This is a genomic window from Zhongshania aquimaris (assembly GCF_019312595.1).
GTDB lineage: Bacteria > Pseudomonadota > Gammaproteobacteria > Pseudomonadales > Spongiibacteraceae > Spongiibacter > Spongiibacter aquimaris.
Genome location: NZ_JAHWDQ010000001.1, coordinates 1,668,323 through 1,683,155, shown reverse-complemented (window position 1 = coordinate 1,683,155; position 14,833 = coordinate 1,668,323). Strand labels below are relative to the sequence as shown.

Annotated in this window: 15 protein-coding genes; 11 read left to right on the top strand and 4 right to left on the bottom strand. The window is 50.2% G+C overall.

Going from position 1 to position 14,833, the window contains the following annotated elements; translation table 11 throughout:
- The first annotated feature begins 4 nt into the window (after positions 1-4).
- Both KXJ70_RS07610 and KXJ70_RS07605 read left to right on the top strand, forming a co-directional pair.
- Entirely contained in the window at positions 5-499 is a 495-nt protein-coding gene (locus KXJ70_RS07610; protein ID WP_219042817.1) for a nitroreductase family deazaflavin-dependent oxidoreductase, read from the top strand.
- Positions 500-526: 27 nt separating this feature from the next.
- Positions 527-976 (top strand): styrene oxide isomerase, encoded by a 450-nt coding sequence (locus KXJ70_RS07605; protein ID WP_219042816.1) that lies wholly within the window; start codon positions 527-529, stop codon positions 974-976.
- A gap of 101 nt (positions 977-1,077) precedes the next feature.
- Here KXJ70_RS07605 and rsmD read toward each other — a convergent pair whose 3' ends face one another.
- Positions 1,078-1,662: a 16S rRNA (guanine(966)-N(2))-methyltransferase RsmD gene (gene rsmD, locus KXJ70_RS07600; protein WP_219042815.1), complete on the bottom strand. Its 585-nt coding sequence runs from the start codon at positions 1,660-1,662 to the stop codon at positions 1,078-1,080.
- A gap of 88 nt (positions 1,663-1,750) precedes the next feature.
- Between rsmD and ftsY the strand changes: the two genes are divergently transcribed.
- The 7 genes from ftsY to KXJ70_RS07565 all read left to right on the top strand — a co-directional run bounded on the left by ftsY (position 1,751) and on the right by KXJ70_RS07565 (position 7,235).
- On the top strand, positions 1,751-2,866 hold the full coding sequence (gene ftsY, locus KXJ70_RS07595) for a signal recognition particle-docking protein FtsY (protein WP_219042814.1): 1,116 nt from the start codon (positions 1,751-1,753) through the stop codon (positions 2,864-2,866).
- The gene (gene ftsE / locus KXJ70_RS07590) at positions 2,863-3,543 is read left to right on the top strand and encodes a cell division ATP-binding protein FtsE (protein WP_219042813.1); all 681 of its coding nucleotides are present in this window, start codon (positions 2,863-2,865) and stop codon (positions 3,541-3,543) included. Before ftsY ends, ftsE begins: the two co-directional genes overlap by 4 nt.
- Positions 3,530-4,561: a permease-like cell division protein FtsX gene (gene ftsX / locus KXJ70_RS07585; protein WP_219042812.1), complete on the top strand. Its 1,032-nt coding sequence runs from the start codon at positions 3,530-3,532 to the stop codon at positions 4,559-4,561. Before ftsE ends, ftsX begins: the two co-directional genes overlap by 14 nt.
- Positions 4,562-4,660: 99 nt before the next feature.
- Positions 4,661-5,509 carry an RNA polymerase sigma factor RpoH gene (rpoH, locus tag KXJ70_RS07580; protein ID WP_219042811.1) on the top strand — a complete coding sequence of 283 codons (849 nt, stop codon included), beginning with the start codon at positions 4,661-4,663 and terminating at the stop codon, positions 5,507-5,509.
- Positions 5,510-5,664: 155 nt separating this feature from the next.
- Positions 5,665-6,039, top strand: coding sequence for a DUF423 domain-containing protein (locus tag KXJ70_RS07575; protein ID WP_219042810.1), 375 nt, complete (start codon positions 5,665-5,667; stop codon positions 6,037-6,039).
- Positions 6,039-6,734, top strand: a complete 696-nt coding sequence (gene trmB, locus KXJ70_RS07570) for a tRNA (guanosine(46)-N7)-methyltransferase TrmB (RefSeq protein WP_219042809.1) — start codon at positions 6,039-6,041, stop codon at positions 6,732-6,734. Before KXJ70_RS07575 ends, trmB begins: the two co-directional genes overlap by 1 nt.
- Positions 6,735-6,863: 129 nt before the next feature.
- Positions 6,864-7,235, top strand: coding sequence for a hypothetical protein (locus tag KXJ70_RS07565; protein WP_219042808.1), 372 nt, complete (start codon positions 6,864-6,866; stop codon positions 7,233-7,235).
- Here the strand turns inward: KXJ70_RS07565 and KXJ70_RS07560 are convergent.
- The gene (locus tag KXJ70_RS07560; protein WP_219042807.1) at positions 7,232-8,197 is read right to left on the bottom strand and encodes an HPP family protein; all 966 of its coding nucleotides are present in this window, start codon (positions 8,195-8,197) and stop codon (positions 7,232-7,234) included. The two genes, KXJ70_RS07565 and KXJ70_RS07560, sit on opposite strands and share 4 nt — an antisense overlap.
- Before the next feature lie 175 nt (positions 8,198-8,372).
- Here KXJ70_RS07560 and KXJ70_RS07555 point away from each other — a divergent pair, with 175 nt between their 5' ends.
- Positions 8,373-9,218 carry a LysR family transcriptional regulator gene (locus KXJ70_RS07555; protein WP_219042806.1) on the top strand — a complete coding sequence of 282 codons (846 nt, stop codon included), beginning with the start codon at positions 8,373-8,375 and terminating at the stop codon, positions 9,216-9,218.
- A gap of 52 nt (positions 9,219-9,270) precedes the next feature.
- Entirely contained in the window at positions 9,271-10,350 is a 1,080-nt protein-coding gene (locus KXJ70_RS07550) for an NADH:flavin oxidoreductase (RefSeq protein ID WP_219042805.1), read from the top strand.
- Positions 10,351-10,380: 30 nt separating this feature from the next.
- On the opposite strand, the gene KXJ70_RS07545 is transcribed toward KXJ70_RS07550, so the two are convergent.
- Positions 10,381-11,289, bottom strand: a complete 909-nt coding sequence (locus KXJ70_RS07545; RefSeq protein ID WP_219042804.1) for a response regulator transcription factor — start codon at positions 11,287-11,289, stop codon at positions 10,381-10,383.
- Positions 11,286-14,654 (bottom strand): hybrid sensor histidine kinase/response regulator, encoded by a 3,369-nt coding sequence (locus KXJ70_RS07540; RefSeq protein ID WP_219042803.1) that lies wholly within the window; start codon positions 14,652-14,654, stop codon positions 11,286-11,288. Before KXJ70_RS07540 ends, KXJ70_RS07545 begins: the two co-directional genes overlap by 4 nt.
- Positions 14,655-14,833 lie beyond the last annotated feature (179 nt).

Below are 14,833 nucleotides of genomic sequence, written 5' to 3'. Positions count from 1 at the left end.
TAATATGTCTGGCAAACTCGATTACGTGAAAACCCGACGCGAAGACGTCGACGAGATTCCCCTGAAATGGCAGCGGCTTATTCAGCGGGTGATGAAGCATTACACGCGATTCAATGTCTGGGTTTATAAAAAGAGCAATGGGCGCTTATTAAAGAATTTTCCGGGTGGCTACCCAATCTGTATTGTCGGGATGATTGGGCGTAAGAGTGGTGAGCGGCGAGAGATTGCTCTCATACATCTGCCCTGGGGTGACAAAAAGTTGTTGGTGGCGTCGCAGGGAGGGATGGAAAAGCACCCGCAGTGGTATTTTAATATTGCGGCTAATCCAGAGATCGACATTATGGTTGGTGGTGACCAGCGCTCGTATGTTGCCAGCCAGGCAAGCGACGACGAAAAACGAGAATTGTGGCCGCATCTATTAAGCCTCTACCCTGATTTTGATGAATACCAAGCTCGCACTGATCGCGATATTCCGGTTTTCATTTGCTGCGAAAATTAAAGAAATAATAAAAATAAAGGAAAGACGATGCTTGAATCTTGCGAACAAAGTGCGCAGCAAACGCGGCTGGCATTTCACGGGATTGTTATTTTATTTCTCGGCTTGCTATCGGGTATAGGATTTTCCTATGCGGCGGCCACGACGGACGTTGGCTCCGGCGCATATGGCGCCTGGCGATTTGCGCATATGGAAGGCATTCTCAACGGCTTGCTAGTCCTTGCAATCGCCGGTGTATGGCTAAAGTTTGAGCATGGTGCGAGGTCTATGACGGTGGCCCGTTGGCTTTTGGTGTTGGGTTGCTATGCCAATATTATTGGGCCGATTATCAACGCGCTATTTATTGCCAGGCGCCTAATTGTTCCAGAAACGGGCCTAGAAGCTTTTGTGGTTTATGGCTTTTATATTCCGGGAACCTTGCCGATTTTTGCACTCGTGATTTTTCTTGAGAACCTGTTTAGGCGTATTCGCAGTTCATAATGGTCAATCGGCCACGTTTTAAAATTGCGTGCAGTGAAAAACCTGCGGGCGTTCAATTTTATTAATGGTGTTGTCGCGCTGCGTTTATGCCCAGATTGCCTTTAGTCATGGACAGAAATTAAGCGGTAGCTCACATTTCCAGCTTGTTTGTCTTTGTCGATGCGCCAGTTGCTCGGCAGTGCGGGGAGTGACTCGTCGGTGGCGGTCTCAATGTAAATAAGGGTGTCATTTGGCAAAGTTTTGCGCCCGAGGGCCGCGATGGTCGGGGCCAGTAAATCTTTATGAAATGGTGGATCCAAAAAGATAACACGGTGATTTAGCGCTGTGTTGGCAAGATAGGCCTCTGCGGTTTGGCAGTGTACGGACGCTGTCGTGCATTTTAGGGTGCCGAGGTGTTCATGTATTTGCCGGCAAGTGATGGTGTCGGTTTCGACAAAATCGCAGTGGGCCGCGTAGCGGGACAGGGCCTCTAGTCCTAGTGCGCCGGAGCCAGCGAATAGGTCGAGGCAGTTTGCGCCGTGGAGATGAGGGCCTAGCCAATTGAAGAGCGTTTCGCGAATTCGATCACTGGTCGGGCGAAGTCCTTCCGCCGCTTGAAAGTGCAGTTTTCTGCTGCGCCACTGCCCGCCAATGATTCTCAGCATGCCTTGTGCTTGTTTACTGTGATGGCCTTGCGGTTTGCGCATGGGTATTCCGGTGCCAGTTACTCAGAGAAATGGTAGGATAAGGCTTTTATTTTTGCTGTAAACCTTACCTCGGAATTTAAATACCCGCATGACAGATAACGCCACGCCCTCTGAACTAGAATCGGAACAAAAAAAGAAGGGCTTATTTGCCCGTTTTAAAGAGTCATTCATTGGCTCGGAAGAGGATCAGGCGGCACTGGCGGCGGCTGAAGGCTTTATCGACGATGCCGAGATCGCCCCGTGGCAGCACCTTGAATTGTCGCCAGAAGAGCAGGCGTCCTTGCTGGTTCGCTTCCGCGAAGGCCTCAGTAAGACCGGCGCGCAGCTAGGCGAAGGCATGGCCAATTTGTTTCTCGGTCGCAAGGAAATTGATGATGAGCTGCTGGAAGAAATCGAAACCCATTTGCTGATGGCGGATGTTGGCGTCGATGCAACTCAGCAAATTATTGCTAGCCTGACTAGCCGAGTGTCGCGCAAAGAATTGAATGATCCAGAAGCCCTGTATGTGGCTTTGCAAGAAGAGTTGAGCGCTATGCTCGCCTCGGCTGAGGAAGAGCTAGTCATCCCCATTAGTGATAAGCCCTATGTGATCTTGATGGTGGGTGTTAACGGCGTGGGTAAAACCACAACCATCGGCAAGTTGGCCAAGCAGTTTCAGGCCGGCGGCCGCTCGGTTATGTTGGCGGCGGGCGATACCTTTCGTGCCGCAGCGGTGGAGCAGCTTCAAGTGTGGGGCGAGCGCAATGAGGTCCCTGTGATTGCACAGCACACTGGGGCGGATAGCGCATCGGTATTGTTTGACGCCTTGCAGGCTGCACAGGCAAGAGATGTTGATATTTTAATTGCCGACACCGCCGGCCGCCTGCACAACAAAGACAATCTGATGGAAGAATTGAAGAAGGTCGTTCGGGTGCTTAAAAAGCTTGACCCCGATGCGCCTCATGAAGTGATGTTGGTACTGGATGCCGGTACCGGTCAAAACGCACTGTCGCAGGCTAAGCATTTTCAGCAGGCGGTTGGGGTCACCGGTTTAACCTTAACCAAGCTGGATGGCACGGCCAAGGGCGGTATCGTTTTTGCGATTAGCAAACAGCTTGGAATTCCAATTCGTTTCATCGGCGTTGGCGAAGGTATTTTAGATTTACGGCCCTTCCGCGCTAATGAGTTTGTCGGTGCCTTATTTGGGTGGCAGCAAAAGCAATGATTGAATTTGATCAGGTTTGCAAGCGTTACGAAGGCGGTTATGAAGCGCTCACTAACCTGAGCTTTCATATTCCCCGTGGCGAAATGCGGTTTTTAACCGGCCACAGTGGCGCCGGTAAAAGCACCTTGCTAAAGCTGATTATGGTCATGGAGCGCGCGAGCTCGGGTCAGGTGATTGTCGGTGGCCGCAATTTATCACGCTTGCCGGCGCGTCGTATTCCAGAGGTGCGACGCGAGGTGGGGGTGGTATTTCAGAATCACCAATTATTGTTTGATCGCTCGGTATACGACAACGTCGCCCTGCCGCTGATTATTGCCGGTTATGGGCATCGCGATGTAGGCCGCCGTGTTCGGGCAGCTTTAGATAAAGTGGGCTTGCTGGACAAAGAGCGCAAAAACCCTATTACGCTTTCTGGCGGTGAGCAGCAGCGAGTGGGTATTGCCCGCGCTGTGGTGAACAAGCCCGCCTTATTACTTGCTGATGAACCGACTGGTAACCTCGATCCGCAATTGTCAGCAGAAATTATGCACTTGTTTGAGCAGTTCAAGCAGGTCGGCGTAACGGTGCTCATTGCCACCCATGATTTGGGGCTGATAGCACGCATGCCATATCGGCTACTGACCTTGCGCAATGGGCAGTTGGTGACGGCAGGGGGAGATAGTGATGTCCCCGAATAAGCAGAACAAAATGAACAAGCGTCGTTTGGGCAAGCTAACAGCGCCACCGGGTAAAAAGGACGTTAAGGGCGCGCGCAAGCACAAAACCAGTATCGGTGATCGCTTTGCGGGCTACCGCAGCCATCACCAGCAAGTGGCGCTGGATAGTCTGCGGCGCTTGGTAGCGCGACCTGCGACCTCATTGATGACGACCCTGGTAATTGCCATTGCCCTCGCATTACCAGCGGGCTTGTATATAGGGTTGAATAATATTGATGCGGTGAGTGATGGCTGGGAAGGCGCTGCCCGTATTTCTTTGTTTTTAAAGCCCTCTGTCAGCGCTGAGCAAGGCGAAGGTTTGCGGCGTAATATCGCGGAGCGCGAGGCAGTGCTTTCGGCAGAATATGTCTCTCCCGCCAGTGCCTTGGATGAGTTTCGCGCCAGCTCGGGCTTTGGTGATGTACTCGATCAGCTCGACACCAATCCGCTACCGGGTTTGATCGTAGTAACCCCGCGGGAAGCCAATGTGTCTGCCGATGCCGTCACGGTCTTGCAGGCCGAGCTTAGTCAGCTGGCTGAGGTCGACCTCGCTAAACTCGATATGGAGTGGCTGCAGCGCCTCAATCGCATCACAGAGCTAGGTCGACGTTTAACCTTGGCGCTGGCTGCGATGCTGGCAGTGGGTGTGCTCCTTATCATTGGCAACACCATTAAATTGGCGATTGAGGGGCGGCGCGACGAAATTCTAGTGGTTAAGCTGGTCGGTGGCACCAATGCCTTTGTGCGTAGGCCCTTTTTGTATACGGGCCTGTGGTATGGCTTAGGCGGTGGATTGATGGCGTGGCTTTTAGTGCAAAGCGGGCTGTTGTGGCTGCGCGGGCCGATTGCCGATTTGTCGCTTTCTTACCAGAGTGACTTCCACCTATTGGGTTTAGGCTTTATAGATACTATATTACTGTGGTTATTTGCGTCGCTGTTAGGCCTGCTGGGTGCGTGGCTGGTGGTGGGGCGAGAACTGCGTGCAATTGAGCCGCGCTAGCGCCATTTGGGCTGGGTACTTGAACTTTACTGCGTTTGGTACTCTAATAAGCAGCGGTGTAAAACTGCGATTCATCAACAAATTCTAGGAGGATGTGCAATGAGTAGTCATTTACAGCCGATACAACAGCTTGTACCGGGTGGTGATCTCTCTGCATATATTCAGTCAGTTGGCAGCATCCCTGTGCTTAGCGCAGAGCGTGAGCGTGAGCTGGCGGAAGATCTTTTTTACCACGATAGTGTAGATGCTGCGCGCCAGTTAGTTATGTCGCACCTGCGCTTCGTGGTGCATATTGCCAAGAGTTATAAAGGCTATGGTTTGGCGCAAGCTGACCTAATCCAAGAAGGCAATGTCGGTTTAATGAAGGCCGTTAAGCGTTTTGACCCCGAAAAAGGCGTCCGCTTGGTGTCATTTGCTGTCCACTGGATTAAAGCTGAGATTCACGAGTACGTTTTGCGCAACTGGCGCATTGTGAAAATCGCTACCACCAAGGCACAGCGCAAATTGTTCTTTAATTTACGCAGCGCAAAGAAAGAGCTGTCTTGGTTGAGCAATGATGAAGTGCACTCTGTTGCTGCGGATCTAGGCGTCGATGTAGCGGAAGTACGTAGAATGGAAGGGCGTTTGAGCTCCGTTGATGTGGGTTTTGATGCTGACACTGACGACGAGCGCGGTCCAGTTGCACCGGTTCACTATCTTGAAGATCACAGTGCAGACCCTGCTTTACTACTGGAGTCTGACAATCTGGAAGAGAGCAACCACCAGAGCCTGTCTTTGGCATTGTCTGATCTCGACGAGCGCAGCCGCGATATTCTGCAGAGCCGCTGGTTAACTGACAATAAGGCGACCTTGCACGATTTGGCAGATCGCTATGGGGTGTCAGCTGAGCGTATTCGCCAGCTAGAGCAAGCGGCGATGAAAAAGCTGCGCGTAGCCATGGAAGCTTAGCTCTAAATACTCTGTTTAAGTTGCAATTAAAGCCCCGCACTGCGGGGCTTTTGCATTTTTAAGCCTTTAATTCCCGTGCACTTCGACAGCCGGCTTTTTTAAGACCGCGGAGATCCGTACAATAGCGGCCATTAATGGATAATCTGGGCAGACATATGGCATCCCTAACACTTTTGCTAGCGGCGATTCTTGGATTTCTTGCGGTTGGCTTGGGTGCCTTTGGCGCCCACGGATTAAAGGCGAGTTTGTCTGCGGACATGATGGCGGTTTATCAAACCGCCGTTCAGTACCATTTCTATCACTGCTTCGCACTATTAATTGTTGGGGTGCTAATGCACATCGGTGTTCAGCATACGTCATTAAAAATATCGGCTGTGCTGTTCTTTGTGGGCGTGCTGGTATTCAGCGGCAGCTTATACGCCTTGGCATTAACCGGCACACGCTGGTTGGGTGCAATTACCCCAATCGGAGGCTTAATGTTTTTAGTGGCTTGGGCGTGTTTGGCCTATTCAGCGTGGAAAGCAATGTAATGACTGAGAATGCCGCACCCATCCGACGCAAGATTAAGAGTTTTGTTCTTCGCACCGGTAGAATGACTGACGGCCAGCGCCGCGCCTATGAAATCAATCTGGCTGAATTAGGCCTGCAGCGCAGTAGCGGTATGCAAAGTTTTGAGCACACATTTGGGCGCGTAGCGCCGGTGGTGCTAGAGATTGGTTTTGGTATGGGAGACTCCCTAGCTGAAATGGCTGCCAATGCCCCCGAAAATGATTTTATCGGCGTAGAGGTTCACACCCCCGGTGTGGGACGCCTGATGTACCTGGTGCAAGAGGCCGGTCTGACGAATGTGCGTACTTACGAAGACGATGCGGTGGAAGTATTGGCGCAGTGTATACCTGACAATAGCTTAAGCCGCGTTCAGATCTATTTTCCTGACCCGTGGCACAAAGCTCGCCATCACAAGCGCCGCCTAATTCAGCCGCAGTTTGTTCAGACCTTGCGCAATAAGCTTACCATCGGCGGCGTGCTGCACTTGGCGACTGATTGGGAGAATTACGCTGAGCATATGATGGACGTCATGGCTGAGGCCGAAGGCTATCGCAATATGGCGGGTGCTCGTGAATATTCGCCGCGACCAGAGTATCGTCCCATTACTAAATTTGAAAAACGCGGTGAGCGCTTAGGTCACGGGGTGTGGGATTTGTTGTTTTCAAAGACTGAGTAGTAGAACAATACGCTCTCCATAAACATCATTCGTTTGTGATTTAAGCGCGCGGCGTTGTAACAAGCGGAGTGTGGCTTGGTCTTTTTGACTGGTGTAGCGCATTAAATAATAACAATGAGAATCGAGATCATGACGAATCCACTACTATTTTTTGTTGAATTGTCGCGTCAGCCTAAGTGGGTGGTCATTTGGGTTGCCATGCTATTGGCAGTAAATATAGCGAGCCTGCTGTTTTGGGACGAGTATGTCGCGAAGATTATATTTGCCACATTTTTAATATCTGCGACCGCGATGATGTTGATGTTCAGTATGGTTGGGTATCAGCGAGTGTTGGGTTTGGCGCACATATTATGGATGCCATTGCTGTATTTTGTCATCAGAGAAATTCCCATCGCAGAGGGTAGCTACCAAGCGTATCTGATCATGCTCGCCGCCTGTAACAGCATATCCTTGGTATTTGATGTCCGCGATGTCTGGCTTCATTTTCGGTCAGAAGACTAACTTCCCTCATTTGATGATCCACAAGGCACCCATAAACCGCTAGACATAATCACTTTGCAGCGAGCCCATTGTCTAAATGCGCGTCGTGAACAATAGTGTGCTTTGTCAGTGCTGTCGTCACTCCCGGCCGCGGTGCGAAATTGTATGCGCCGACCTTCAATTGCCAGCACTTTTCTTACTGCCCAATCACTTCCTCGTTCAGCGTTGCTGTAATAAAGACCGGCTTCAATTTTTAAAGGTGTTCGCGCCCGCCGCCGAGCGCTTCGCGATGCGAGTTCAAATAAATCGCTTAAATCGTCGGGCGTGATATCAATAAACGAATTCATTTGATGCAGCGCGGCGGCGAAATCCTCCTGCGCAATATCGGGACTAATATGTCGAAACGAGGGCTTAGCGCCAGTGGTCGATGGTGTTTGATGGCGGCGAAATAAGTGGCTGGGATAGCGACGCCATTGAAATAGCGCATTAAATAATATGCCACAGCTCACCAGAGCGATGATATTTAGCAGCACCGGGAATACCACATAGCTATACCCTAAGTCGATAACGTGATTGCCGCCCGCCACTGCAAAAAGTGCTGTGGCGCCACCCGGCGGGTGCAGGCAGCGCAGATGGTACATGGCAAATATGGCTAAACCTACCGCGGCTGCGGCTGCAAAATGGGGGTTGCCAAGATGTTGCTGGCAGTACACACCAATGCTGGCGGATATAAGGTGGCCGCCGATGACGGGCCATGGTTGCGACAGTGCGCCGTTGGGAACGGCGAATATAAGCACTGCCGAAGCTCCTGCAGAGGCGACGATGAAGAGTGTTGCTGGCCCTGTTAGATAGATATTAGAGATTAGGTAACACAGTGCAATGCCGAAAAAACCGCCTAAGCCAGACAGCAGCTTTTCGAGCTGGCTGGTGGTGTTTTGCTCAATGCCGATGATTTGGCCGACCTCATTTATAAAATTGCGCATCCGATTTTTACAGCTTTAGGGCGATTATTGTGCACATGCACCATGGTGAGCCTCATATTGGGGCGCCAATAGTAAAGACTTGCTTTAAATTCGTATAATGAATATATATGATCCTTAATATCAGAAAATCGGAATTAGTGCGTGTTCGTAGCTAGCCTGACCGATGGAGAGCCAGATGGACATTGAGTTAGCTCGCACCTTTTTAGAGGTGATGAGTGTGGGAAGTTTTTGCGGTGCAGCTGAGCGGCTGCATGTAAGTCAGACAACGGTGACTGCCAGGTTGCAGTCGCTAGAAGAAATAGTGGCCTGCCAGTTATTTGTTCGCAATCGAAGTGGTGCGCGTTTAACAATCGAGGGCGAGCGCTTTGTTGCCTATGCAACGACCTTGGTGCAAACCTGGGAGTGCGCCAAGGCCGAAATGAAATTGCCACGTGGTCGCGAATCGCGTTTGCGCATAGGCGCTGAAACAAGTTTGTGGAATCCAGTGCTGACTAACTGGGTGGCGTGGCTGCAAGAGTACTGCCCTAGCATCGCGATTAATACAGACGTATCGGATGCAAAAACACTGCTGACTAAATTAGAAAAGGGCTTTCTCGACGCGGTGATTGTGCATAGGCCAAATTACTTTTCGGGATTTATGGTTGAGCAGTTGTTAGAAGAAAAATTGGTTCATGTGCAAGTACCAACAAAAAACACGCCCAATCTATTTGTGGATTGGGGTCCTGAGTTTAAGGCGCAATACGACGCCGTTCTTCCCCAGCCAAGGCAGGCGGCACTTACCTTTAACTTGGGGCCGCTAGCGTTGCGCGTGATGTTGCACAGTGGCGGGAATGGCTATTTTAGAACGCGGGTTGTAGAGCCGCATTTACGAAGTGGCGAACTAGAGCGAGTAGCGGATTCCCCAGAGTTTACTCATCCGGTCTATTTAGTTTATCGCTCTACGGAATCGTGTCCCGATTTGTACTCTGCGCTAGACGGCTTGCGAGTAGTCGTTCGTGAGAACAGTGAGTGGCATCTTTAATTTTTAAAATGTTAAAAATATATAATGCCGTTTTGGCATGGAGTAGGTTTTTATGAGCACGATGTTTCAAGCGCTGAGATTTCCCTGTGGTAAGGAGATGCCAAATAGATTTTTCTTATCACCACTCACGAACTCCCAAAGTTTTGCCGACGGCTCTCTGTCGGATGATGAAATTAACTGGTTAGAAATGCGTGCCAAGGGCGGCTTTGGATTAACCATGACAGCCGCCGCCCATATTAATAAAGATGGTCAGGGCTTTCCGGGGCAGTTGGGAATTTTTAGTGACAGCCAATTACCTGGACTAAAAGAATTGGCTAAGAAAATAAAATCGCATGGCAGTCTTGCCGTTGTGCAGCTGCATCATGCGGGCTTGCGATCTCCGCGCGAATTGACGGGCTTGGCACCTGTGGCGCCGACGCCATCTGCAAAGTTCGCGGCGAGAGGCTTAAGCCACGGTGAGGTGAAACGTCTAATTGAAGATTTTATACAGGGTGCGGAGCGCGCAAAGAGCGCGGGCTTCGATGGTGTCGAATTACACGCCGCACATAATTATATTATTTGCCAATTTTTAAGTTCCGAATTTAATCAGCGTACCGACGAGTATGGCGGCTCTTTGCAAAATCGCTCAAAGGTACTGTTCGATATAATCACTGGCATTCGCAAGCGCTGCGGTGCAGGATTTTTACTTGGTGTTCGCTTAACGCCCGAGCGTCATGGTATTGAATTAGCTGAAGCGGTAGCAACAGCAAAGACGTTATTTGAAAAGAAAGAAATTGATTTTCTCGATATTTCGGCATGGGATATTTATAAAGAGCCTGCCGATGAATCGTTCCGGGGTCGTAGTTTGCTGTCTTATTTTACCGAACTAGACCGTGGTGATATACGCCTGGGTGCGGCCGGTAAAGTTTATACTCCAGCAGATATCAAATTTGGTTTAGATGCCGGTTTAGATTTTGTGCTGATGGGTAGGGCGGCAATGCTGCATCACAATTATCCGTCTCTGCTTAGCGCGAATAGTGAATTTGTCCCCAATCGCGTACCGGTTAGCAGAGACTATTTGCTGGCTGAGGGTTTAAGTGCTGCGTTTATTGATTACGTGGGCGGTCAGTGGCCTGATTTTATTTCGTCTTAGCAGGAGAATCGTTGCCCGATATGTTAAGCCTTACGTCTGCAAGTGCTTCAGTGCAATAACCGCCGCCGCCGTTCGGTTTTCAACGTTCAGCTTGCGGAAAATTTGCTCTAAATGTTTATTTGCAGTCCGCGGGCTCATGCTCAGAATGGTGCCGATTTCTCTATTGGTTTTACCGTGGGCAATCCACAGTAAAACCTCTGATTCGCGGTCAGTTATAGGCAGAGCGGAGCGCAGCCGATCAACGTCGGATGGTCGCTCTAAATCAATGAGTTGCAGCAGGTATTCGTCGTTACCGGTTTGGCTTATATAGCGTATTTCCAGTGGTTTATCTGTCGCTTTAATCAATAGCCCTTTTTCTTTATTAAAATGCGGAGCCAGCAATTGACGTAATTGTGTCGGTAGATTTTCGTTTAGCCAGTCGCTGTCTAAACCGGCCTCTTCAAGTAGGTGATAGGCTTGCGGTGTTGCCCATAAGAGGCTGCCATCGGAGGCGGCGGAAAATAGAAATTGTCCGGCGCTATCTAAAGCTACTCTTGCGCTTAAGGTTAAGCGGGCGTTGTTCAAATGCGCGCGCATTCTGGCGATTAGCTCATCGCCCTTGACCGGCTTGGTAATGTAGTCGACACCGCCGGCGGCAAAGCCCTTAACAATACTTTCGGTATCGCTAAGTCCGGTCATAAAAATCACGGGGATATGAGCTAAATCCCGATTTTCTTTTAATCTCCGGCAGGCTTCAAAGCCGTCCATATTCGGCATCAAGGCGTCCATCAGAATAACGTCTGGCGTAATATTGGCCGCTATGGTGAGTGCTTGAGCACCTTCTAATGCAACCAATACGGTAATGCCGGCTTGATCAAGGGTGTCGTTAAGCATGCTCAGGGTGTCGGGTGAGTCGTCAACAATAAGTACGACATCTTTTTTTCCGCGAGGTGTATTCATGACGTGCTGTTTTCCAATGCGTTAATTAGAGCAGTAAACTGAAATCCAGCGGCAAGCTCTTGTAAGGTGTTTAGCGTGGTAGGATCGGCGTTGCCTTGTTTGGAAATATTTTCCAGGCAGTGCTTGATGCCTTTGGCATAGCCTATTTTTGCTAGCTGAATAAGTTCTCGGCGGTGTTCGTCGGAGAGTGGTGCGTTCAGACTAACTAGCTGACCCGCAGCAGAAATCGATGCGGCTCGGTGTTCCTCGGACTCGTACTGCCAGACTATACCGGCGTGTTTGGCGATGTAATCGAGTACCTGCGTAATTCGAATCGGTTTGAATAAATAGGCATCGTGGGGTGGCACGCCGCTACTTTCTGGTGTCACTTCGGCAGCGTTTGCCGAGATCATAATAATCGTGGCGTGATGAATACGCTCGCGAATAGCGGCAGCGAGCTCCCATCCACTCATGCCTGGCATGGCGATATCTAATAGGAATATCTTTGGTAGGGGATCGCAGTAGCGCAGCATATCCAGACAGGTATTGCCGTCAGGTGCTGATATAACGTTAAAGCCCAGCGGCTTGAGCATGTCGCTAAGCAGGCTGCGATGAGTAGGTTCGTCGTCGACAATAAATAGGGTCTGCTCTTCGCCCTCGTAGCCGATGATTTTTCGTTCGTTGGGTGTGGAAACAGCGAGGCGGTCGGTGCTGCTCAGCATAAGCGACACCTTAACTTCACTACCCACGCCGACCTGGCTGTGTATGGCAATGTCGCCACCCATAATGTCGGTTAGCAGGCGAGTAATTGTGAGTCCTAAACCGGTGCCGGCAATATGTGGTGAGCCGGGTTTGCGAACGCGTTCAAAGGGCTTAAAGACGCGTTCTATATCGTCGGCGGCAATGCCGATACCGGTATCGTTTATCAGGAACTCGGCGACTTGGTTGCGATAGCTCACTGTGAAATTAACACGTCCTTCCGGCGTATATTTGATGGCATTGGAAATAAGGTTTATCAGAATCTGGCGCAGGCGTTTTTCATCTGTTTTGACGGTTTCGGGCAGTGGTGTTAGGCGGTCAAAGCTAAAGCCAATACCTTTGGCCTGGGCCTGAACTTGAAACATACTAATAATTTGATCTAGCAAATTGCCCAGGTTCACGTCTGACGTTGACAGTTCGAGTCGGCCCGCTTCGATGCGGGAAATGTCGAGTAAGCCTTCTATCAAGTCAGCTAAATGTTCGCTGCTGCGTCTAATAACTTTAAGTGCATCAAGTCTATTTTCGGGAATGTTCGGATCTTTTTCTAATAATTGTGCATAGCCCAATATGGCGTTTAGCGGTGAGCGCAGCTCATGACTAATACCGGTGAGATAGCGGGTTTTTGCTTGGTTGGCAGACTCTGCAATTTCCTTGGCTTGCTGTAATTGCATATCGGTTTGTTTGTGGGCTTCTATTTCAGTAACTAGTAATTCGGTTTGACGCTGGGACTCTTCCTGCGCAACACGCCTACTATCGTGTACTAAGGCAAACATCCACGCGAGAATTCCCGACACAATGAGCAGAATAAAAAAGACATTACTCAGCGCACTAGCGGCTAAACTTCGCTCCATGCCCTCATCGATGGTGATTTGTACATAAACCAGCGCTAATACGCTGGCGATCATAAAGCTAATTAAGGTAAAGAGACCGATAAAGTGGCCAGTGCGAGTATTGAGTGAGCGAATCCATGCATTGGGTATAAGAAAGCTCAATGCACTAGTTAGTTGCTCTGCCATGCGTGAGTCTGTTTTGCACATATCATGGCAGCGACTGTCCAGCGAGCAGCACAGTGAGCAGATTGCGCCAGCGTACGCTGGGCAGTGGCTCATGTCTTCACTTTCAAAATGATGGTAACAAATACAGCAGCGCAGCGAAATTTTGCTGCTGGCCAGTACCGGTTCTCTGGCGATATAGAACTTGCCCTTTGTGAGCCAGCAAATAAGTGGAGCACAGATGAAGGTACTGCCTAGTGCAATAAAAGACGCGAGTGCCTGTGCGGTTTCTCCAAATTGCCCCAGGTGGGCTAGAAACCCTAAGGTTGAAGAGATAATCATAGATCCTACGCCGACAGGGTTGATGTCGTAGAGGTGGGCGCGTTTGAATTCCATCGCCGTGGGTCGCAGGCCGAGTGGGCGATTAATTACGAGATCGGCGACAAGTGACCCAACCCACGCCAAAGCAATAATAGAGTAGGCGGTGAGAATTTCCTCTAGAACGCGGTAAATGCCAAGCTCCATTAACATGAGCGCGATGGCGACATTAAATACCAGCCACACCACTCGGCCGGGGTGGTTGTGAGTCAGGCGGGAGAAGAAATTAGACCAGGCAATCGAGCCAGCATATGCGTTTGTGACATTAATCTTAAGCTGCGACAAAATAACAAAAACGCCGACTAAAAAAAGTGTGAGCTGGGGTGAGCTGCTTAGGTAGCTAAAAGCGGTTAGGTACATGCGATTGGGGTCTGAGGCTTCGCTAAAGGATATGCCGTGGCTTAGCGCGAGTACCGCTAAAAACGATCCGATCAAAATTTTAATTGAGCCGCTTATAATCCAGCCCGGGCCCGACGCTATCAGCGCGAGCCACCAGCGCTTATTGGGTTTTTCTTGATGGGGTAAAAAGCGCAAAAAATCGACCTGCTCTCCAATTTGCGCGATGAGTGAAAAAATTACCGCAGAGGCGGCACCGAAGGCGAGAATATTAAAATTGGGGTCACCATCTGGTGGCGTAAAGGCCACCCAATTTTGAAAGGCGTCCTCAGACTGAAAAACGATACATACGAGTGGCAGTACTTGCAGTATCACCCACAGTGGCTGGGTCCAAACCTGAAAACGACTGATAAGAGTAATGCCGTGGGTAACTAGCGGAATGACAACAATAGCGCTTATAAAGTAACCATATTTAAGCGGTATATCTAATGTAAGTTCCAAGGCCAGCGCCATGATGGCGGCTTCCAGCGCGAAGAAAATAAACGTAAACGACGCGTAAATGAGCGAAGTAATGGTAGAGCCAATATAGCCAAAGCCCGCTCCGCGGGTGAGCAAATCTATGTCTACCCCGCGCCGCGCCGCGTGATAGCAAATGGGAATGCCGGTCAGAAAGATAATAATACCAACCGCGATTACGGCCGCCACGGTGTTGCTGAACCCATAGCTCAGAGTGATTGCGCCGCCAATCGCCTCGAGGGCGAGAAACGAAATGGCGCCCAGCGCCGTATTCGATACCCGCGCCAAAGACCAGCGCCGAGCACTTTTGGCAGTAAAGCGCAGCGCGTAGTCTTCCAGTGTTTCATTCGCTACCCAGCGATTGTATTTGCGGCGAATGCGGAATACCCGTTGCTGGGGGTTCATAAGGGCAAATTCATTTTAATAGGTTCATTACGTTGTTTTGGTCAAACCAGTTGGCCTTGGGTAAAGCTAACTAGTTAGAAATACCGCTTAGCGGCGTCGGGAGCAGTGCTTTAATTGCCACGCATACACTCCTAAGCAGGATCGATGCCACCATCGGATAGTCGCGGGCTGCGTTCTCG